At 34.7% G+C, this 21,610-nt stretch carries 19 protein-coding genes and 1 tRNA gene; 11 read left to right on the plus strand and 9 right to left on the minus strand.

What is annotated here, in order from left to right; genetic code table 11:
* The 9 genes from ABF281_RS08720 to ABF281_RS08760 all read left to right on the plus strand — a co-directional run.
* A partial coding sequence (locus ABF281_RS08720) for a phosphatase PAP2 family protein (protein WP_347181292.1) occupies positions 1-579 on the plus strand: 579 nt, incomplete at its 5' end.
* Between the two features lie 112 nt (positions 580-691).
* Positions 692-765: transfer RNA gene (locus ABF281_RS08725), tRNA-Thr, on the plus strand.
* Between the two features lie 413 nt (positions 766-1,178).
* Complete coding sequence (locus tag ABF281_RS08730; protein ID WP_347181293.1) at positions 1,179-1,997, plus strand: prephenate dehydratase; 819 nt, start codon at positions 1,179-1,181, stop codon at positions 1,995-1,997.
* A complete protein-coding gene (locus ABF281_RS08735) occupies positions 1,997-3,148 on the plus strand; it encodes an aminotransferase class I/II-fold pyridoxal phosphate-dependent enzyme (protein ID WP_347181309.1) in 1,152 nt (383 codons plus the stop codon). The genes ABF281_RS08730 and ABF281_RS08735 overlap by 1 nt, the downstream gene beginning before the upstream one ends.
* A 26-nt stretch (positions 3,149-3,174) precedes the next feature.
* Positions 3,175-4,023: a prephenate dehydrogenase gene (locus ABF281_RS08740; protein ID WP_347181294.1), complete on the plus strand. Its 849-nt coding sequence runs from the start codon at positions 3,175-3,177 to the stop codon at positions 4,021-4,023.
* A gap of 18 nt (positions 4,024-4,041) precedes the next feature.
* The gene (locus ABF281_RS08745; RefSeq protein ID WP_347181295.1) at positions 4,042-5,124 is read left to right on the plus strand and encodes a bifunctional 3-deoxy-7-phosphoheptulonate synthase/chorismate mutase type II; all 1,083 of its coding nucleotides are present in this window, start codon (positions 4,042-4,044) and stop codon (positions 5,122-5,124) included.
* 129 nt (positions 5,125-5,253) lie between these two features.
* Positions 5,254-6,195 (plus strand): ribosome small subunit-dependent GTPase A, encoded by a 942-nt coding sequence (gene rsgA, locus ABF281_RS08750; RefSeq protein ID WP_347181296.1) that lies wholly within the window; start codon positions 5,254-5,256, stop codon positions 6,193-6,195.
* Positions 6,192-6,644, plus strand: a complete 453-nt coding sequence (gene dtd, locus ABF281_RS08755) for a D-aminoacyl-tRNA deacylase (protein ID WP_347181297.1) — start codon at positions 6,192-6,194, stop codon at positions 6,642-6,644. The genes rsgA and dtd overlap by 4 nt, the downstream gene beginning before the upstream one ends.
* 2 nt (positions 6,645-6,646) lie before the next feature.
* A complete protein-coding gene (locus ABF281_RS08760; RefSeq protein ID WP_347181298.1) occupies positions 6,647-8,167 on the plus strand; it encodes a hypothetical protein in 1,521 nt (506 codons plus the stop codon).
* Between the two features lie 26 nt (positions 8,168-8,193).
* Here the strand turns inward: ABF281_RS08760 and ABF281_RS08765 are convergent, their stop codons facing one another.
* On the minus strand, positions 8,194-10,140 hold the full coding sequence (locus ABF281_RS08765; RefSeq protein ID WP_347181299.1) for a putative porin: 1,947 nt from the start codon (positions 10,138-10,140) through the stop codon (positions 8,194-8,196).
* Positions 10,141-10,216: 76 nt separating this feature from the next.
* Here ABF281_RS08765 and ABF281_RS08770 point away from each other — a divergent pair, with 76 nt between their 5' ends.
* Positions 10,217-10,819, plus strand: coding sequence for a ribonuclease HII (locus tag ABF281_RS08770; protein ID WP_347181300.1), 603 nt, complete (start codon positions 10,217-10,219; stop codon positions 10,817-10,819).
* Here ABF281_RS08770 and lipB read toward each other — a convergent pair.
* On the minus strand, positions 10,816-11,514 hold the full coding sequence (gene lipB / locus ABF281_RS08775) for a lipoyl(octanoyl) transferase LipB (protein ID WP_347181310.1): 699 nt from the start codon (positions 11,512-11,514) through the stop codon (positions 10,816-10,818). The genes ABF281_RS08770 and lipB overlap by 4 nt on opposite strands.
* Positions 11,515-11,599: 85 nt before the next feature.
* Here lipB and gldA point away from each other — a divergent pair, with 85 nt between their 5' ends.
* Positions 11,600-12,496 (plus strand): gliding motility-associated ABC transporter ATP-binding subunit GldA, encoded by an 897-nt coding sequence (gldA, locus tag ABF281_RS08780; RefSeq protein ID WP_347181301.1) that lies wholly within the window; start codon positions 11,600-11,602, stop codon positions 12,494-12,496.
* Positions 12,497-12,499: 3 nt separating this feature from the next.
* Here gldA and ABF281_RS08785 read toward each other — a convergent pair whose 3' ends face one another.
* From ABF281_RS08785 to ABF281_RS08815, 7 genes are all read right to left on the minus strand, one after another.
* Positions 12,500-12,850: a DUF4870 domain-containing protein gene (locus tag ABF281_RS08785; RefSeq protein WP_347181302.1), complete on the minus strand. Its 351-nt coding sequence runs from the start codon at positions 12,848-12,850 to the stop codon at positions 12,500-12,502.
* A gap of 200 nt (positions 12,851-13,050) precedes the next feature.
* The gene (locus tag ABF281_RS08790) at positions 13,051-13,737 is read right to left on the minus strand and encodes a DUF4369 domain-containing protein (RefSeq protein WP_347181303.1); all 687 of its coding nucleotides are present in this window, start codon (positions 13,735-13,737) and stop codon (positions 13,051-13,053) included.
* 82 nt (positions 13,738-13,819) lie between these two features.
* Positions 13,820-15,448, minus strand: coding sequence for a solute:sodium symporter family transporter (locus ABF281_RS08795; protein ID WP_347181304.1), 1,629 nt, complete (start codon positions 15,446-15,448; stop codon positions 13,820-13,822).
* Positions 15,449-15,603: 155 nt separating this feature from the next.
* Entirely contained in the window at positions 15,604-16,413 is an 810-nt protein-coding gene (locus ABF281_RS08800) for an HAD family hydrolase (RefSeq protein WP_347181305.1), read from the minus strand.
* 126 nt (positions 16,414-16,539) lie between these two features.
* Positions 16,540-18,450, minus strand: coding sequence for a molecular chaperone HtpG (gene htpG, locus ABF281_RS08805; RefSeq protein WP_347181306.1), 1,911 nt, complete (start codon positions 18,448-18,450; stop codon positions 16,540-16,542).
* A gap of 93 nt (positions 18,451-18,543) precedes the next feature.
* Positions 18,544-20,943: an outer membrane beta-barrel family protein gene (locus ABF281_RS08810; RefSeq protein ID WP_347181307.1), complete on the minus strand. Its 2,400-nt coding sequence runs from the start codon at positions 20,941-20,943 to the stop codon at positions 18,544-18,546.
* 50 nt (positions 20,944-20,993) lie between these two features.
* Complete coding sequence (locus ABF281_RS08815; protein WP_347181308.1) at positions 20,994-21,479, minus strand: dihydrofolate reductase; 486 nt, start codon at positions 21,477-21,479, stop codon at positions 20,994-20,996.
* Between the last annotated feature and the right edge of the window lie 131 nt (positions 21,480-21,610).

Genomic DNA, 21,610 nt, shown 5'->3' on the forward strand with positions numbered 1-21,610 from the left:
TCTGCATTACTATATTTAGGTTCTTTGTTGACAGGCTACGAAAAGGGTCAATATACAGCTATAAATTCTTTTAAGGCTGTTCTCTATTCAACTTTAATTACACAAGTTGTTTTAAAAACAATTATCGGTAGAACTAGACCTTTTCCAGATTTAGAAAATAAAACTATAGTCAGTAGTACTAATATTGACGAGAAATATTTTACAGATGATCCCTATGATTTTTTTAATTCTAGAGGAGGTAAATATATACTAAGTAGTCCGAGAGGTTCTGCTCTTCCTTCTTTGCACGCTACTGCATTCTTTGCCATGGCAAAAGTATATCAGATGGAGTTTGACAATTATTGGATTCCTTATGGTTTTATGGCTGGTGTTTTTTTGGCAGACATAAAATCTCATAGGCATTGGATCTCAGATATGGTTGCAGGAGGTATTATTGGGACTGTTATTGGTCGTTCGGTAGTAAAGAGTAGTTGGAGAGCTAGGGGAATTTTACCTAACAAAGAAAAATCAATTACGATCAATTGGACTCCTTCGATTTCGACTAGGTACTCGGGCATAAATCTTTTGGCTACTTTCTAGGGTCTCAAAACATTCTTTTTCAGCTTGTTATTTTCGTAATTTAAAAACCTTTTATTTTTGTTGTTAAATTATTTGCTGAATGATAAAAACCCACTATATTTGCATCCGCTACGCCGATATAGCTCAGCTGGCTAGAGCAGCTGATTTGTAATCAGCAGGTCGTAGGTTCGAGTCCTATTATCGGCTCAAAAGAGACAACGAAAGTTGTCTCTTTTTTTTTGAAGTTTTGAGTTTTTTTGTCCTACTGGTGCAGGAAATATTGATCATAACTTCAATAATTAAATGCTTGTTGCTTCAAGTTCAAAAAAAACAATAAATTTTCAAGTTGTTTAAGATTTTTTTTAGCTGAGTAATTAATTTAAATATTGCTCTTTTTGCTATGTGTTAAAAAAGATAAATTAATATTTGCTAATGCAGATATAATTTATACATTTGTTACTTATAACATCAACATGAAATTATTTAGCACAAATCAGTTTTATTACTTTTTTTTCTTTTTGGGAAAGAAGAGACTTTACGTGTGTTAATAACCATATTTTAATAGCATAACAAAAAGTCTCGATTTATCGAGACTTTTTTTTGTTCAAAGAGTTAGTAGAATGAAAATAGCCATCCAAGGGATAAAAGGGTCATATCATCACATTGTAGCTGAGAATTATTTTGGAAAGAACGTTCAATTGATCGAATGTATGACTTTTTCAGAAATGCCAGAGCTGTTGCTTAATGGTGAAGTAGATTATTTGGTAATGGCTATAGAAAATTCTATTGCGGGGGCTATTTTGCCAAACTACTCACTGATTGATGAGTATGATTTAGCCATGGTTGGAGAGTATTATTTAGAAATCAATCATAATTTGATGGTGAATGCTGGACAAGATATAGCAGATATAAAAAAAGTATATTCTCATCCTATGGCCTTGTTACAGTGTAGAAGTTTTTTCAAAAGCCATCCTCATATCAAGTTGGTTGAAGATGCAGATACAGCTGAGGTAGCTCAAAGAATTCAAAAGGGTAAGTTGAAAAGCGTAGGGGCAATTGCAAGTGCAAAAGCTGCGGAAATTTATGATTTAGAAATCATAGCAGAACAAATACAGACCATCAAAAATAATTTTACAAGGTTTGTGGTTCTGCAAAAGCAAGAATATTTAGGAGATGTTCAAGCAACCAAAGCATCTTTGAAATTTGTATTAAAAGATAAGAGCGGTACCTTAGGTGAAGTGTTGATGTTATTGGCAAACCATAAGGTGAATTTGTCAAAAATACAGTCCTTACCTATTATCGATAGACCTTGGGAGTATGCTTTTTTTGCAGATTTAGTTTTTGAAGACATTCAAGAGTATAAAAATGCATTAGCTGAGATTACTAGTAAAGTGTCTAGTTTAAAAATTTTTGGAGAATATAAAAACAATAAGAAATGATTGTTTCAGTAGCAGATAGATTAAATGATGTAAAAGAATATTACTTCTCAAAAAAATTAAGAGAAGTAGCGTTGCTTAAATCAAAAGGAAAACCAATCATCAGTTTAGGGATAGGAAGTCCAGATTTGGCCCCTGATGATCGTGTGTCAGAGGCATTATCAAATGCAGTAGACAAAAGAACAATACACGGATATCAATCCTACCAAGGTTTGCCTGAGTTAAGAGGGGCGATGGCAACTTTTTACAAGACAAATTTTGATGTCGTTTTGGACTCAAATACAGAAGTATTACCACTGATGGGTTCTAAAGAAGGGATTATGCATGTTTCAATGGCTTTTTTAAATGCGGGTGATCAAGTACTCATTCCTAATCCAGGCTACCCAACTTATTCTTCTGTAACTCGGTTGGTAGGTGCAGATCCTGTTTTTTACGATTTGGTCGAAAAAAATAATTGGCTCCCTAATTTTGAAGAATTAGAAAAACTAGATTTGTCAAAAGTTAAAATCATGTGGGTCAATTACCCACACATGCCTACTGGGGTGAAGTCAAATGATGAGATGTTTCGAAGTTTAATTTCTTTTGCTAAAAAACATTCCATCTTATTGGTTAATGACAACCCATATAGTTTTGTGTTGAATGATCATCCTGTGAGTATATTAGGTTATGATGGTGCAAAAGAAGTAGCTTTAGAATTGAACTCAATGAGTAAGAGTTTTAATATGGCAGGCTGGAGAGTTGGTATGTTTGTAGGAGCAAAAAAGTACTTAGATGAAATACTAAAGGTGAAAAGTAACATGGATTCAGGTATGTTTTATGGAATTCAGCAAGGTGCTATTGAAGCACTATCTTTATCAAAAGAGTGGTTCCAGAATATTAATAAACACTACTACAGGCGAAGAAAAATTGTATACCAAATACTAGATAGCATGGATTGTGTTTATGATAGAAGCCATGTAGGGATGTTTGTTTGGGCAAAATTACCTATAGGAATTACCTCTGAGCAAATGACAGATAAGATGTTATACGACAAGAATGTATTCATAACACCGGGAACTGTTTTTGGCTCTAACGGAGAAGGGTATATCAGATTGTCTCTTTGTGTTTCGGAAGAACATCTTGAACAAGTTTTGGTAAGGGTTAAAGCTAAGTAGAGTAAGCATATTATAGCAATAAAAGTATGATAGTAACAGTAATAGGTTTAGGATTGATTGGGGGTTCTTTGGCGTTAGAGTTAAAGAAACGACTCGGCTATGTCGTTTATGGTATAGATTCAGAGGCTTCAAATGCAAACAAGGCACTAGAACTTGGTATTGTTGATGAAATCATAGAATTTAATCAAATTGTTGAGAGTGATATAGTTGTCTTGGCTGTGCCAGTAAATGTTTTACCAGACTTAGCTATAAATGTGTTAAACAACATAAAAAGTAGCGCTATTGTATTTGATATGGGTTCTACAAAAGAGAAACTGAGCAAAACAGTTGAAAATCACGAAAAAAGAATTAATTTTGTCGCCGTTCATCCCATTGCAGGTACAGAGCATTCTGGCCCAGAAGCAGCTATTTATGGTCTATTTGATGAAAAGGTCAACATCATATGTGATCAAGAATTGAGTAGCAAAGAGGCTGTAGATAAAGTGTTACACATTTTTAACACTTTGAATATGAGAACTATTTTTATGAATAGTGTAGCGCATGATAAGCATATTGCTTATGTTTCTCACTTATCACACATTAGTTCTTTCATGTTAGGGAAAACAGTTTTAGAGAAAGAAAAGAATGAGAAAAATATTTTTGACATGGCAGGTTCCGGTTTTGAATCAACCGTGCGTTTGGCAAAAAGTTCTCCAAACATGTGGACTCCTATTTTAATTGAAAACAAGGAGAATATTTTGAACTCACTAAATGAGTACATAGATAATTTAACTGTGTTTAGAGATTTAATTATAGAGGAAAACAAAGAGCGTTTACAGCAAACAATGTTGGAAACAAATTACATAAAAGAAGTATTAACAGGTATTCAAAAATAAAAGCATACATATACTAAGATGGAAAACAAAAAAGAATTAAGAACATGGCTGGATGATATGAAATTAGATCATCCCCTAGTTATTGCAGGGCCTTGTAGCGCTGAAACAGAAGAGCAAGTTTTAAAGATAGCTCATGAATTAAAAAACACTGATGCCACTGTGTTTAGAGCAGGGGTCTGGAAACCTAGAACGAGACCAGGAGGTTTTGAAGGTCTTGGAGCTGTTGCTTTACCTTGGTTAAAAAAAGTAAAAGAGCAGACGGGATTGTTAATTGCTGTAGAAGTAGCAAACGTAGCTCATGTGAAGTTAGCTTTGGAAGCAGATGTTGATATTTTGTGGTTGGGTGCTCGTACTGCGGTGAATCCTTTTGCGGTTCAAGAAGTTGCAGATGCATTAGAAGGTACAGATAAAATTGTTTTGATAAAAAACCCAATCAACCCAGATTTAGCTCTTTGGCTAGGTGGTGTTGAGCGTTTGTACAAAAAAAATATAAAAAATCTAGGGGTTATCCACAGAGGTTTTTCTTCATACAAGAAAACTCGCTACAGAAACGTTCCTCAGTGGCAATTGCCAATCGAGTTGAAACGTCAATTCCCAGACTTACCAATCATCAACGATCCATCTCATATTTGTGGAAATAGAACTGGAATCCAAGAAATCTCTCAAATCGCTTTAGATTTAAATTTTGAAGGTTTGATGATAGAAACTCATATTACTCCAGATGATGCATGGTCTGATGCTGCACAGCAAATTACCCCTGCTCGTTTGATTGAGATCATGAGCGATTTAAAAGTTCGTAAGCCAAAAGCTGAAGGAGAGACTTTAGATCAACTAGAACAATTGAGAGCTGAAATAGATGTTATTGACAATCATTTGATAGATACTTTGGTTGAGCGTATGAAAGTCGCTGAGCAAATAGGAGAAGTTAAAAAAACCAAAAACATCTCTGTTTTACAAGATGCTCGTTGGGGAGAGATCTTAAAATCAGTGATTGCAACTGGTGAAAAAGCAGGTTTGAGTGAAGATTTTGTAGAAGCTATTTTTAAAGCTATTCATCAAGAATCGATCAACAAGCAAGAAGCAATCGTTACTTCAAAGTAGTTAAAGTATTGATATAAATACCAAGCGGGAACAGATTTAAATTTGTTCCCGTTTTTTGTTGATTGAAATAAAAATTACTTTTTTATTTTTAAAAGTAGAATAATTGTTAGGAACAACTATTTTTACAGTATGAAGGGAGTCGTTATAAAATCTACAGGTAGTTGGTATTCAGTGAGAGTTGAAGACGGAAAAGTCTATCCCTGTAGAATTCCAGGTAAATTTAGAATCAAAGGTATCAAAAGTACCAATCCAATTGCTGTTGGGGACATCGTAACATTTGAGTTAGAGCCCAAAAAAGACACTGGAGTGGTCAAAGAGATTCACGAACGATCAAATTTTATTGTTCGTAAATCAGTAAATCTATCTAAGCAAACCCATATTATTGCGTCTAATATTGATGTAGCTTTTCTAGTTGTAACCCTTCATAACCCAGAAACGTCAACTACCTTTATAGATCGTTTTTTAGCTACTGCTGAAGCTTACAGTATTAAAACCATCTTGTTGTTTAATAAAGTAGATACTCATGATGAGGATATGGAAGAGTATCGAGAGGCTTTTAAGTATATCTATACTCGTATAGGTTACAAGTGTATTGATGTTTCTGCCACTGAAAAAACAAACATAGAGGCCGTAAAAAAAATTATGATTGGTCAAGTAAGTTTATTCGCAGGTCACTCAGGAGTTGGGAAGTCTACTTTGGTCAATACTATAGAACCAAGTTTAGATTTGAAAACCAAAGCCATTTCAGTACAGCATCAGCAAGGACAGCACACAACTACTTTTGCAGAAATGCACCCTTTGTCTTTTGGGGGGTATATTATTGACACTCCTGGGATAAGAGGTTTTGGAGTTGTAGATTTTGACAAACATCAAGTAACAGACTATTTCCCTGAATTATTTGCGTTAAAATCGTCCTGTAAATTTAATAATTGCCTACACCTAAATGAACCCAAATGTGCCGTAAAAAAAGCCTTAGCGGATGGAGTGTTGTCAGCAACAAGATATGAGAGTTATGTTCAGTTGCTGAGTGATGACGATGAACATTATAGACAAGATGTTTTTAAGTCATGAGAGTTGTTATTCAGAGAGTTAGTCAAGCATCTGTAACTATTGGAGAACAAAAAGTAGCAGAAATTACAAAGGGGTTGTTGATTCTGGTTGGTATTGTTTCCGAAGACACAAATGAGGATGTCGAGTGGCTATGTCAAAAAATAGTCAAATTAAGAATATTTGATGATCAAATGGGTATGATGAATTTATCCTTGCAAGACATAAAAGGAGAGCTACTTGTGGTCAGTCAATTTACTTTGCACGCACTAACCAAAAAGGGAAATCGACCGAGTTATGTCAAAGCGGCCAATTCAGAAATCGCTATTCCCATGTACAATAATTTTAAAAATAGATTAGCTTCATTATTACTAAGAGAGATTCAATCTGGTGAGTTTGGAGCAGATATGAAAGTAGCTTTGGTTAACGATGGACCTGTTACGATTACCATAGATTCTCATCATAAAGAATAATTATGAAAAATATATGTATACTCTTGTTACTTTGTATCTCAACAAGTTTCTCTCAAGATAAATTTGAAGTTGAAAAGCTAACTTCAAGAATTAGAATTTCTGGGGAGATTGTAGATATGGTGGGAGAACCGGATTTAGGGTTTCTAGGTCATGGTTACGAAATGTTTGGATTGGTCCCTAGTTGCCCAGAATTTTACTTCGGAGTCAATTCTTATTCGGCTCTTACTGGAATTAGATCTGGATTTTTTGTTTTTGGTGTAACAGGTGGGATTCAGAAATCTGTTTTTAACGATTGGATGTATTTAGATGCAGGACTTTTCTTGGGAGGAGGAGGAGGAAGTGGTGCACCAGACGGTGGAGGTTTAATGATAAGGCCTCATGTAGATTTAGAGGCTTTTGTAAATAAGAAAATAGCCATAAGAGCAGGGTTGTCTTTGATAGATTTTCCTAGTGGCTCAATTAATAGTTTTAATGTTAATCTTGGAGCAACAATTAATACCAATACTTATCTGGCAAATAAGGTCATCACTACAAATCAAGGCAATTCAAATGCATTTTTCAATAAATTAGACATAGGAGCTTTATCCAGTAATTTATACAATTATAAAAAAGGTCCTCTTAAATCTGATAAATCAGTGAATCAAAATGCCCCTAATATCTCTTTGATTGGAGCAGTAGTAAAAAGTGGTTATCACAATAATTTTTATGGTGTATTAAAGTTAGGAGGTGCTTTTGTAGGTGAAGTGGATGGTTTTATGATGCTTTTGTCAGGATTAGGATACAAATTGCCATTAACCCATTGGCTGTTTTTAGACGCCAAGGGATTATTGGGAGGTGCAGGTGGAGGTAATGTTCAGTTTGGAGGCGGTTTTGCAGCGCAAGTAGAGGCTGGTATAGGGTTGAGTTGTTCTGATTATTTTTTTAGTGTAAATATTGGAAATACATACGCACCTAATGGTAATTTTCAATCCAATCATTTAGATGTTTCCGTGAGCAGAAATTTTAATATTTATAAAAATCCACAAATAAATACGACTGAATTGGTAGCCTCTACTGCTGTCAAAAGAGAGGAGTTTGGTTTTAGTACTTATAATAGGGCTTATTTTTCAGGGGCTAAGCAAGACAAAAAGGGGAGGTTGTATGATCCTGTTTTTAATGCCTTAGGTTTTGAAATAGAAAAGAAAATAAATCAGCATGTTAGTGTTCTTGGTGCAACTGTTTGGGCTTATCAAGGAAATTACGGAGCTTATGCAGAAGGGTGGCTAGGGATGCAATATTATCATCCTTTAAGTCTTGAGTGGAGTATTACAGCTAAAGGATTATTTGGTGCAGGCGGTGGAGGTGATATTAATTTAGGAAGTGGGCTTGTTTATCAATATTCCTTAGGAATCCAAAAGTTTATCAATAAACGTTGGAGTTTCATAGGGAATGCTGGCCAAGTACGCGCAATTTCGGGCAACTTTACTCCGGTTTTATTTGATGTAGGTGTAAAACTAAATATAAGTCAACTTGTGGTCAAATAATGATGGTGTGATTCGTTAGTTGACAATCAGTTCCAGAAATTCCAAACGATTCCAAGCCTCATTGACAAATCTCTAGCAGGGTTGTTAGGAGATGAAAAATATTCTCTTCCTGTGATTGCGTCAGTAATATTTTCTACTTTAAAATAAATCCTTGTACGTCTCACTTCTCCATTGACAAATACATCGAAAGTTGGATAATTTCCTATTTGTGTATTGTTTTGGATGTAGAATTCATTTAAAACTGGGTTAAATTCATTTGCATAGTAACTTGTAAAGTATTTAAAAGTAATTCCTATCTGTGCCAGTAAAGGTTTTCCTTTGAAGAAGTAATTTTGGTAATAAAGCGTGTTTCTTGTTACGAATTTAGGGACTCTAAGTATACTGCTCCCTCGGGCAATTTGTTGATACATGATTGTATTGTTCAGTGCAAATTTACCAAATTTAAATTCGTTGTTTACTTTTACTTTTAAGTAATCAATTGTAGAGCTATTTTGAGTAGCAATACTTTTTGAATTAAAATACACATAGTTTTTAATTTGCTGCAGAGCTGTATCCACATTTAACCATTGTGTTTTTATGTTTCCATATAATATTCTGTAGATGATATTGTCAAAGGAGTGGTTCCAATTGTAGTTGCTAAAATTAGATTGATAGAACATAGTATTGGCATTTGGTGCAGCTGTTTTTAATTGTATCCCTGCTTTAGCTAGGGTGTTGTTCTTGAGCTTAAATCCTGCATTTACGTTTAAGTTGCTGCCAAAATCTCCACCATTGATTATCTGTTCTGCATGAGCATTTAAAAAGAGTCCTTTCAGTGTTCCGTTCCAAAGGGCTCCAACAGAGGTGTAATTTAAGGTTTTGCTTTTTGGAATATCAACGGACTCAATTGATGAGTTGCTATGGTAAGATTGTTTTAGGTTGAAGAGGCTACTGAAAACTTTAAAATTTCCTAAAATCCATGGGGAGTTAAATTTTAATGAAACTTGATTTTCAACCTCAGAAAACGTAGTGTTGTCATTTGTTTTTTCGTTGAGTCGGTTACCAAATATAGTTGGATTGTTGTCAAAATAAATTTTATCGAGAGAAGTGAAGCTATAATTGGATTTTTCATAACTAATATGGTGACCCACTTTTAGGTTGGTTAAGTTTTGTTGAATGCTGTCTTTAGTATTGGTTAATCTCAATTCATGTTCGTAGTAATATCTAGAAGTTTTTAAGATGCTTTCTGAGGTATTAAGGTTTACATTGACTCTTGATCTAGATAAAAAATCGGGATTATTGTTTTTAAATTCTAAAATAGAACTTTCGCTGATACCTCCATTTTCGAAATTACTCAAAGTTTGTGATGAAGTATGTAGCCTGAATTGATATCTTTTAGCTGAATTATAATAGCTATACATCACGTTAAAGTTTTTATGACTAGCCCTAACTCTTTGATAGTCTCCTTGAGATCTTAGCCCTTTAAAATTGATTGCGATGTTGTTGTGCCTTCCAAAATTAGTAGTGAATAAACTATTAAGAGATTGTCCTGTGAATCCTGAGTGGTAATTTAAAATTGTTGTGGGTGTAGGAACATGATAGTAACGGATGTCTTTGGTTTGGTAAAAGTTATATTGTTTCGCACTTACACCCAACTTTGGAGTTATTTGGTTGTTTATAAAATGGTATCCTAATTTATTAAAGGTTTGTCCTTGATTGGCAAACGCTAATCTTTCGAAGTTGTCTTGGTGTGTGAAATTATGTCTAAAGTATTTTTCTATGGTTAAAGTCGTATCGATTTGCAGGGTATCCATATGATAGGTGATCATTTTATAGTCTACATATCTAGCTCCATACATATTCTTTATACTGTCGATAGGCGTGTTTCTAGTTTCTTTTCTAAGTGTGGTTTTGGTCGTTGTTTTTTCAATCTCTTGTGAAAAAGTAGAAATAGTCATCGAGACAAGTATCCAAATTAAGATATATTTTTTCATATTGATGAATTGCCTTGCAAAGGTAATTTTTTTAAACGAATTAGTTTGATTAATATTGAGCAGTAGAAGGAGTAGTATGGGTCTATTGTTAAATTTTTCGGGACATAAATTAGAAGCAGGTACAGATGAGGCCGGAAGGGGTTGTTTGTCTGGACCTGTTGTTGCAGCAGCTGTTATTTTACCAGAAAATTTTGAACATTCGCTTTTGAATGATTCTAAAAAATTGTCTGAAGGTCAAAGAAAAAAATTATTACCAATCATAGAAGAGCATGCGATTGCTTTCGGAGTTGCTTTTGTTGATCAAAAAGAAATTGATGAAATCAATATCTTGCAGGCTTCAATTACAGCGATGCATCGGGCCATTGATTTTCTAAACATCACACCAGAGTTTATTATTGTGGATGGAAATAAATTTAGACCCTATAAAGACATACCTAGCGAGACGATTGTCAAAGGTGATGGGAAGTATTTATCGATCGCTGCAGCGTCTGTTTTGGCTAAAACTTACAGAGATCTTTATATGGAGAAAATCCATAAAGATTTCCCTATCTACAATTGGAAAAAAAACAAAGGATATCCAACCAAAGAGCATAGGCTAGCCATAAGAGATGTGGGAAGTTGTGAGCATCATAGGCAAACGTTTAAATTGTTGCCAGATGAGCAGTTAAGTTTGTTTTAGCCTATCGTCCACTCAAAAAGAATCCCAAGATGCTTCAATAGTTTTTCTTGAACCTCTTTCATTTCAATTTTTTTTCCTAATTCTGATTGAATGGAAGTCACAGATTTTCCTCTTATACCACAAGGGACAATATTGTCAAAATACCCCAGATCAACATTTACATTTAAGGCAAACCCATGCATGGTTACCCAACGGCTACTACGAACACCCAAAGCACAAATCTTTCTAGCAAAAGGAGTGTCTACCTCTAGCCAGACTCCAGTTTCTCCATTGCTTCTTTCACCCTTTATCCCATATTCTGCCAAAGTCAAAATGACAGCCTCTTCTAAAAACCTAAGGTATTTGTGAATGTCTGTAAAAAAGTTATCCAAATCTAAAATAGGGTAGCCCACAATTTGACCGGGCCCATGGTAGGTAATATCACCACCTCGGTTGCTTTTGTAAAAAGTTGCCCCTTTAGCTTCTAACTGTTTTTTATTCAGAAGTAGGTTAGACAAATCACCACTTTTACCGAGAGTATAAACATGAGGATGTTCTACAAACAAGAGATGATTCTTTGTCGGAGTATGGGTGTTGTTTTTTCGGTTATTCATTTTAGATTGAATGATTTCTTGGAACAAAGAGTCTTGATAGTCCCAAGATTCTTTGTATCCTTTTTTACCGATATTTTGAAAAGTCACCTGTTTGTTTTTCATCGCTGCTAATTTCTGAATATTCATTGAATTATACATCACTAATATCATAGAATTATTACCTTTATGTTTGTTTAAAAAGAATAAAATGTCCATTAAAGTTGTTGATGTTTCTAAAAACTACGCAAATCAAATTGCAGTTGAACGGATAAATTTTGAAATAGGCAAAGGAGAGATTGTTGGGTTTTTAGGTCCTAATGGAGCTGGAAAATCGACGTTGATGAAAATGCTAACCGGCTACTTAACTCCAACAAGTGGACAGATTTTTGTCAATGATTCCCTCGTTGTGCCTAACAAAAAAAACACCCAAAGTGACGTAGGGTATTTACCAGAGCACAATCCATTGTACAAAGATATGTTTGTCAAAGAATATCTATATTTCATAGCCGACCTCCATAAAATGGGAAAAAATCAAATACAGAGGGTAATGCTGCAAACTGGTTTGGAATCTGAGACTTCAAAAAAAATAAAGCAGTTGTCTAAAGGTTATCAACAAAGAGTAGGATTGGCTGCCGCTTTAATTCACAATCCAGATGTCTTGATTTTAGATGAACCTACTACAGGGTTAGATCCCAATCAAATTCTAGAAATAAGAGCATTGATTAAAGAGGTTGGAAAGGAAAAAACAATATTGTTCTCGACACATATCATGCAGGAGGTTGAAGCAGTTTGTGACAGAGTAATTATTATTGACAAAGGCAGTTTAAAGGTTGATGAAAAATTATCTGCGTTGAGGAAAGGTCAACAACAAATAATTCAGGTTGTTTTTGATTTTAAAATAGAGCAGCAGTTTGTTCAGAAGATTCCTAACCTGACAGCCTGTAATAACGTGTTTGATAACGAATGGGAACTTACTTTTAAAACCAAGGAAGATCAACGTCCTTTTATCTTTGATTTTGCTCAAGAGCAAGGATTGAAAATTTTACAAATGAATATCAAAAATAAAACTTTAGAGAGTTTGTTCAAAGAACAAACAGCTGGCTAGAGTTTATTTGATGATGTTCAAGCTAACCGGGTATCTGTATAGCTGTCCTCTGCTCGCATTGAGCGTTGCAATAACAATAAAAATTATATACAAAACTCCAAATATTAAAGCCAATGGGAAAGTGAAAATAGCGCCTAAGCCAAATGTAAATAGGGTAAATAGAACCGCAAAAACCCCGAGAATGATTACAGTGAGTTGAAAGTTTAAGGCTGATTTTCCATGTTCGTTAATAAATGAACTTTCATCTTTTTTGATCAACCAAATCAATAGAGGAACTACAATAGGGAAAACCCCATTTAAAAATCCAGAGAGGTGTAAAATTATTGCCAAAACCTTTTCAGTGCTTCTATCCATAACGTTATTTTTTCATTTTTCTTTCTATATAAATATAGATCGAAACTTTAAGCAAAACAATTTTATCATGTAGTTTTTCCATGATTGCGTTTCGACCTCAAAAGAACACAAGTCTACTTAAGCGTATTGTGATTTTTGTTTAAAACTATCTATAGTCTAAAGGTATGAGCTAGCTAGGGGGAATAAATGCTTAGAACGTATTAAAGTGTAAGGTCTAATTCCTTTTTTAGCAATATTCCATATTTACTTTGTTTAACTTCTATAGTTAGAGCGTCGTAGATTTGTTTTTTTAGCTTAGGGGTTGCATTTTCCATTCTTGTCATGGCGATATAAGGGGCAACCATGTTCTTGTTGTTGTTGATGGCAAAATTGGCAGAGAACAAATATGAGCGTTTGAGATTTTGATTGTATTTGTTATTAATCTCGTTTGTTTTTTTAAGATCGCCATCCTTCTGGGCTAGAAATCGATCACGGATAAGGTTTAGATTTTCATATTGAATTTCTTTCGTGTATCGATCGTGTTCAGCCAGCAGGTCTTGTTGCTTTGATCCTGTAATTTTAGCTTTAGCAAAAAATTGATTTAGGGTCGTTTCAATGTTGATCGTACCCGGCTCGCTTAAGAAGATTATTTTCTTATTTGGTGATTTGTTCAAAGAGATAGAAAAAAGATTCGCTTCATCTATGTTGCTTGAAAAGCTAAAGGTCTCTTTCCCATATATACTTATGGAGTCTAGGATTTGAATAGTGTCAAGATCAATCTTTTCTAAGTATAGTGTTCCTTTTTTAAGACCAAAAACTTTTCCTTGGATGTTAAAATTATTTTTCTTGTGCTCTGTACAACTGATGCAAAACAATGCAGCAGTTATAAAATAAATACAAATTTTCATTCTCATATAAGTAAAATAATCCCACTACGTTAGAGAGTAGTGGGATCACAAATATATTAATTTATTGTTCCTGTTTTAAGAATTAACTAAAGTAAATATAAGTTGAAACTACGATTACTAAAACTACAACACTTACTTGTTTTAAGTATTTCCAAGGGGTTATGTCCACTTGCTCTGTGTATTCTTGCACAAAATCTTCTTGTCTAGGTTGGAGTTTACCAATTATGAGCATGATAATGATATTCATGACAAAAAGAATAGCCATTACGTGTAAAAAGTGAGGGTAAGTACCGCCGTTCTCCACAACCATAGGTTTTAATATGAATTGACTTATTGCGTACAATACAACTCCAGAAATTAATCCAACTTTTGCAGCAAATGCTGGTACTCGCTTAGTCAAATAACCAACAACTATAATTGTAAAAATAGGGATAGAGTAACATCCATTGATCTCTTGTAAGTAGTTAAACAATCCTCCCTCAGCATACATTAAAAATGGAGCAATACACATGGCTGCAACTGCTAAGAATACACCAAAAGTTTGGCCAACTCTTACCACTTTTGTTTCGGGTGCATTTTTATTGATATGGGCTTTGTATATGTCCAAGCCAAAAATAGTTACTGAAGAATTTAGAGCACCGTTGAATGAACTTAAAATAGCTCCAAACAGTACAGCTGCAAAAAAACCAACCATACTAGCAGGTAATACCTGTTTTACCAGTGTTGGATATGCCTCATCTTTGAAGATATCTGAATTGGCAAAAAAGGTGTATGATTCTGGATGCATTGACATATGAAAAGCAATAATACCTGGAAGCACCAACATTAAAGGTCCTAAGATCTTAAGAAAGGCTGCATATAAAAGTCCCTTTTGGCCTTCTGCCAAATTTTTGGCACCAAGAGCTCTTTGTATAATTGCTTGGTTGGTACCCCAATAAAATAATTGAACCAGCATCATTCCCGTAAATATTGTGGCAAATGGAACTGAAGCATCAGCTCCACCAATGGCAGTAAATTTATCTTCATGCTCAACAAACAAAGTGTTTAGTCCGTCTAAAGCACCGCCACCACTATTTTTACCAATGGCTAACAACCCAAAAAGAGGGATAGCTAACCCACCAATTAATAGTCCTATAGCGTTGATAGAATCTGAGACAGCTACTGCTTTCAGTCCTCCAAACACAGCATAGATCACCCCGATGGTACCGATGGCAAATACTGTTACCCACAAGGATTGAAATTTAGAAAGTCCTAAGGCGGTGGGAACGTCAAACATTGTATTTACAGCAAGAGCTCCAGAAAATAATACAATAGGAAGTAAAACAACTACATATCCTGATAGGAACAAGGCTGAAACCCATGTTTTGGTCATCTTATCATATCTGTTTTCTAAAAATTGAGGCACAGTTGTTATCCCTCCTTTTAAATAACGGGGTAATAAAAAGGATGCAGTGATTACCATGGCTATCGCGGCTAAAGTTTCCCACGCCATTACGACCACTCCTTCTTCAAAAGCAGCACCATTTAGTCCTACGATTTGTTCTGTAGATAAATTTGTTAGGAGTAAAGATCCCGCAATCACAGGACCAGTTAAACTTCTACCTCCTAAAAAGTAGCCATCAGATGAATTTGTGTTTTTTCTAGTGGCAAGCCATGCAATAAGGGCAACAAGCAGGGTAAAGCCTAAAAATGAAACAATTGATAAAATCATAATTTGTATAATTTATGTTAACGTTAGTTTTAATGCTTCGAAAATAGTAATTTTTATGCTGTAGAAATTATCAAAAATTGTTGTTTTTTCTTTTTGTAGTGGAGTTGTTGTGTTTAAAATCTTTTTTTCTTACAATAGATCGTGCATTGTTATTTTTATAAGTACTTTTTTATGGCTTTGGCTACTCCATCATTCTTATTGGTGTCAGAGACAGCATCTGCAATCTGCAATACTTTCTCCTTTGCGTTAGCAACTGCAATTCCCAATCTTACAGATTTTAGCATTTCTATGTCATTGAAATTATCGCCAAAAGCGATCGCGTTATCAAGAGTTAGGGAAGGATATTTACAAGCTAATAATTCTTCAATACCCGTGAGTTTAGAAATGTTTTTATTCGCAATTTCTATATAAGTATCTTTAGAACGGTATAGGTGTAATTGTTCTCCATGTGATTTTTTTAGTGTAGAAAAGACCATGTCCATGTGTTCTTTGTCTCCCATACACATTACCTTATGAGCTCCTTTTTCTTCGTTTCGCCAAAGTTGAATGACCTCTGCAATCGGTTTTACAATGGGAGTAACTTTTGTGTTGTTTTCTTCTCTTTTTCCCCAAAAATCCATCTCAGGTACGTACCAATCGTTTTGATTGTATAGACTGACATGAAATTTGTTGTGTTCATTAAGGGCTGCGATATCTTCCAAAATATCGGGATCAATAAAGATATCGTCGACAATTTCACCGTCTACCAAAACCAATCCTCCGTTATAGCAGATTAGAGGTTGTCCTTCAATGCCTAAATCTTTTTGTATGTGCGTCATAGCACTTGGCATTCTGGATGAAATCAAAATGAAAGGAATCCCCTGTGCTGTAATGCGGATCACTTGCTCTTTGAGCATTTTAGAAACTTCTCGATCTGAATTTAGTAATGTTCCATCAATGTCTGTAAAAGCAATTTTTAATTCCATGAAGAGTCTATTTTAGTAGGTTCAAAAGTATACAATCTAGATAGAATGGTACATGTTTTCAAAATTAATTCATCATAAAAAAAGGCTACCATAAGGTAGCCTTTTTGTTTTATTTGTTAGCAAAAGTTACTTGATCAACTCATAACTTCTCTTGATAAAGTCTGTTAGGTCTTTACCGTGTAACAAGTTTTGTGATAACTTCGCCAAATCAAACGCTTGAGAAATCAATGCTTTTTGTTTTTCATCCTCAGCATTTAAAATGTCTGAGACTAAAGGGTTGTTTGTATTTACAACTAAATTGTACATCTCTGGCATGTTTTCCATTCCAAACATTCCACCACCTCCAGTAGCGCTCATTTCTTTCATTCTTCGCATGAATTCTGGAACTGTAATTAAGAAAGGAGAAGCGTTAGAATCCATAGCCTCCAGTTGTACGGTGTAGTTTTCTTTCGGAACGGCAGCTTCTATGATAGGTTTTAAGTTGTCTTTCTCTTCATCAGTTAATTTAGAAATAACATTGTCTTCTTTCTTGATTAAGTTGTCTACGTGATCTGCATCTACACGAACAAAAGTTACATTTTCGTTTGTAGATTCTAGTTTCTGAATCAAGTGAGCAACAATCGGCGAGTCTAGCAATAAAACCTTGTATCCTTTGTCGTTTGCAGATTGTATAAACCCGTGCTGAGCTTCTTTATTAGCCGTGTATAGAACAACTAGTTTTCCATCTTTATCTGTTTGTGCTGCTGCAAATTGTTCTTTGATTTCCTCGATATTTAAGTAATCTCCGTCTGTTGTTGGGTAGAGCGCAAACTTTTTAGCTTTATCAAAAAACTTGTCATCAGAAAGCATACCATATTCAATGATTACTTTGATATCGTCCCAATATCCTTCAAATGCTTGTCTATCTTTTTTGTAGATAGAACTTAGTTTATCGGCTATTTTTTTTGTAATGTAACCAGATATTTTCTTAACAGCACCATCTGCTTGTAAGTAAGATCGAGATACATTTAAAGGAATGTTAGGAGAGTCTATTACTCCTTTTAGCATTTGTAAAAAATCAGGAACTATTCCTTCAACATTATCAGTGACAAATACTTGGTTTTGGTACAATTGAATTTTGTCCTTTTGCATGTCCATCGTCTTAGACAGCTTAGGGAAGTATAGAATACCCGTCAAATTGAAAGGATAATCTACATTTAAGTGTATATTAAACAAAGGTTCCTCGAATTGTGTTGGGTACAATTCGCGGTAAAACCCTTTGTAGTCTTCTTCTTCTAAATCTGATGGTTTTTTAGTCCAAGCAGGATTCGTGTTGTTGATGATGTTGTCTACATCAATCTGTTTGTGAGGTTCTTTTTCTTCGGTTCCATCTTCTTTCTTAATAACTTTTGGTTCAAAGTTAGGATCGTTTTCTTTTTTGGTTCCAAATTTAATTGGTACTTGGTTGAATCGATTGTATTTTGATAGTAATCCTGAAATCTTAGTTTCTTCTAAAAAGTCTAAAGAATCTTCTGCAATATGTAATACAATCTCAGTTCCTCTTTCCGTTTTCTCAACTTGCTCCAATTCGTAATTTGGGGAACCATCACATGACCATTTTACAGCAGGAGCATCCTTATATGATTTGGTGATCAATTCTACTTTTTCAGCAACCATAAATGCAGAGTAGAAACCTAATCCAAAGTGACCAATGATACCTGAGTCTTCTACTTTGTCTTTATATTTTTCAATAAATTCTTCAGCTCCTGAAAATGCAATCTGGTTAATGTATTTCTCTACTTCCTCTTCTGTCATCCCTAAACCTTTGTCGATAATGTGAAGTTTTTTACCTTCTTTATCTATCTTAACTTCTAGTTTAGTGTCTCCTAATTCAACTCCTTCTGCTTCTCCAATCGTGATGAGGTGTTCTAGTTTCAAAGTAGCATCTGTTCCGTTTGAAATCAATTCACGTAAAAAGATCTCATGGTCAGAATATAAAAATTTCTTAATCAATGGAAAGATGTTCTCTACAGATACATTAATGTTTCCTTTTGCCATAATAAGTATATTTGGTTGTTAATTTAATAAATGTAAAAACTAATAGACAAATAGAATACCAAAGCGTATAAAATGACAGGTTGTCAGTGTTGGTTAAAACATTCCACCACTGCTTTGTGTTGGTATGTCTTGTTTTCTTCTTCTGGTGTTGTTCTTTTTGGATTTGATTCCAAAATGATAAACAAACCCAAGGGTTATTTTTCTAGTTTCCCATTTGAATTGGCCTTCTTGTAGGAATGGTGCATCGGAATAAAACCTATAGCCGTTGGTGTTGAAAATATCTGATAATGCTAAGGATAAAGTTCCTTTCTCATTAAATATTTTGTAGCTAGCACCCGTGTTTATTTGGTACATTGGTTTTCTAGTTCGTTGCAAACTTTCACTAGTTCCGCGGTACATTGCAGACAATTGCAGAGACAATTTGTTGCTAACAGTAAAAGAGTTGCTGGCCCTGCAATTAAATAATTGGTTGGTAACCATTCTGTACTTATTGGCAACGATACCTTCGATCTTACGGGAATAAAAATCGGAGCTAGCATTCAAACGCCACCATTTTTTGACTCGCAAATTTGTGGAGATTTCAATACCGTAACTATTTGTACTATTAAAGTTGCTGTAAGATAAAATAGCCCTTTCGTTGTTGATAGGATCTACGGATATGGTTCGATTAATAGGATCTTTTGTGTGGCGATAAAAAAGAGTTGTCGAGACGTTTCCGGTTTTTAATTTTCGAAGGTATCTTGTTTCTAAAGAATTGGTAAATTCTTGTTCGAGATCTTGATTACCTTGAGCGGTAACTAGCGGAGTTCCCCAAGTTCGAATTGGTGTTATTTGTTTGATTGTGGGTCGATCAACTCTTCGAGAATAACTAAACTGTAGTTGTCTATCTTCATTCAGTTTGTATGTAGCAAAAAAGGAAGGATATATTGAATTTACCTTTTGTTTGATTTCACGATCTTGTTGGTCTACGGCTGTATAAAAATCTCCAAGGGTTTGATAAGATTCTGCCCTAAGTCCTGCTTGAATATCTAATTTATTGAACTGCTGCTTATAATTTAGGTAAGCAGAGTATATTTTTCTTTGGTAATTAAAAGTTGAGCGTCCTCTTGAGATTGATCCTCCGTTTTCTGTTATGACCTCTTGGGTAGAATCGTTGGCGTTTGAGGTGTTCTCTTCTCTAAAAGACAAACCAGATTCTATATAGCTTTCTATGCCAAAAGGCAGAGTGTAGTCAAGATTTACTAAGGTGAGATCATTTTGGTTAGATATCTTTTCTGTGTAATTACTTGAAAAATTATCAAAAGGGTTCAAAGTATCTTCCCAATCGCTATCTTCGGGTTGTGTTCGTATACTGTGTTGTCCTTCTAAACTCAAAAAATGATTTTTATCATCCCCAAATTGTTGATAGATACCGGCATGATATGACTTGTTTTCTGGTTTTCTGGTAAAGGAAAACAAGTTGTCACTGAGTACTGAAGTGGCTTTGGTTTCTGAGATTTTAGTTCTGTTTTGATACTTTAAAGTATTAAAAGTTTGGGTAGAGAATAATTCTAAAGCTGTACTCGAAGTTAAATCTATGTCTACTCCAAATTTTAAAAGGTGATTGTCAAAGTCATCATTACCATCAATTTCTTGAACACTTTGACTAGGGCCATTACGAACTAAGTTACCCATCGTATTTTTTTTCCCATAGTTGTTACTATAATTACCAAAAAAGTTAATGTTTTTGGTTTTTTGGTTCAAATTGATCCCGCTGGTTTGTCTAAACTTTCTTCCGTATTGACTCGTGGTTGTGATGTTTCCATTGAATCCTAGTCTAGTGCTTTTTACCAGTACGATGTTTATCATTCCACTATTCCCTTCAGGGTTATATTTGGCTGATGGGTTGGTGATCAGTTCGATGTTCTTAATTGCGTTTGATGGAATTTGTTGTAGTAGCTGCTCCGTTGGTATGTTCGTTGGTTTTCCATCAATTAACACTCGAACTTTTGTGTTTCCTCTTAAAGACAGTGTTCCTGTTTGTGGGTCAACTGCTACAGATTGGATATTATCCAAAACATCTGCGGCAGCTGCTCCTATTGAGGTCAAGTCTTTACCAACGTTGATGACAATTCTGTCTACTTTTTGAGTAACCGTTGAAGTTTCGGATCTAAGGACAATCGTATTTAGTGCTTCTACATTTTCCTCTAAGGATATGTTTTTTAGCAGGATTGAGTCTTTGTTGTTAAAAACAATGGATTGTGTGTAAGTTTTGTACCCAATAGATTGTATGCTTAGGATGTACTTTTTTCGTGGTAAGTTTGAAAAACGAAACCCCCCATTTTCATCTGCTATTTGACTCCACGTCTTGTCCCCGTTTGTAGCATAGATACTAACAAAAGGAATGGGTTCTCTGGTAGTCTTATTGATAACGACACCAGTGATATCATTTTTGTTGGCTTGTGACCATACCAATTGAGTAAACAACCCCAAAAGCAATAGAAATTTATTCATAGTTGTTTGGTCTCTTTGGTTTGACCCCAATGGTAGTAAACGATATCTATTTATTTTTGTCTTTCGTATTTGACAAAGCTAAAGTCATAAGCGTTTTTGTCGTCTGATTGGAAGTTTTCTCTTTTTGTTTCTTTCCATATATTCTGATCTATGTTTGGAAAAAATACATCGGCATCAAAAGCACTGTGTACTTCACAGATGTCTAACTCGTCAACCAGATCAATAGCTTTGTTATAGATTTCGGCACCACCAACAATAAAAGCATTGTCATCTTTTTTTGCGATCTCTATGGCAGCTTCTAGAGAGTTTGTTATGATACATCCATCTGCTTTGTAGTTTAAATCTCTTGTGATGATAACTGTGGTCCTGTTGGGCAATGGTTTGCCTATAGATTCATATGTTTTACGCCCCATGATCATATGGTGCCCTGTGGTTACTTGTTTAAACCTTTTTAAATCGGCAGGTAAATGCCAAATCAAATCGTTGTTTTTCCCTAGTTCGTTGTTGGTGCCGATAGCAGCAATGATGGTCGTCATATCTGTTATTTAATAGGTCGCAAGATAATAGGTTTTTATTTAAAATAAGATTAAAATAATGACATGATTGGTCAGGTTTTTTTTTGAGATCAAGTTTTTGAACTGCTACGGAGGTTCAGTGTTTTATTAAA

The sequence above is a fragment of the Wenyingzhuangia sp. genome (genome assembly GCF_039768515.1).
In the GTDB taxonomy this organism is placed as follows: Bacteria; Bacteroidota; Bacteroidia; order Flavobacteriales; family Flavobacteriaceae; genus Wenyingzhuangia.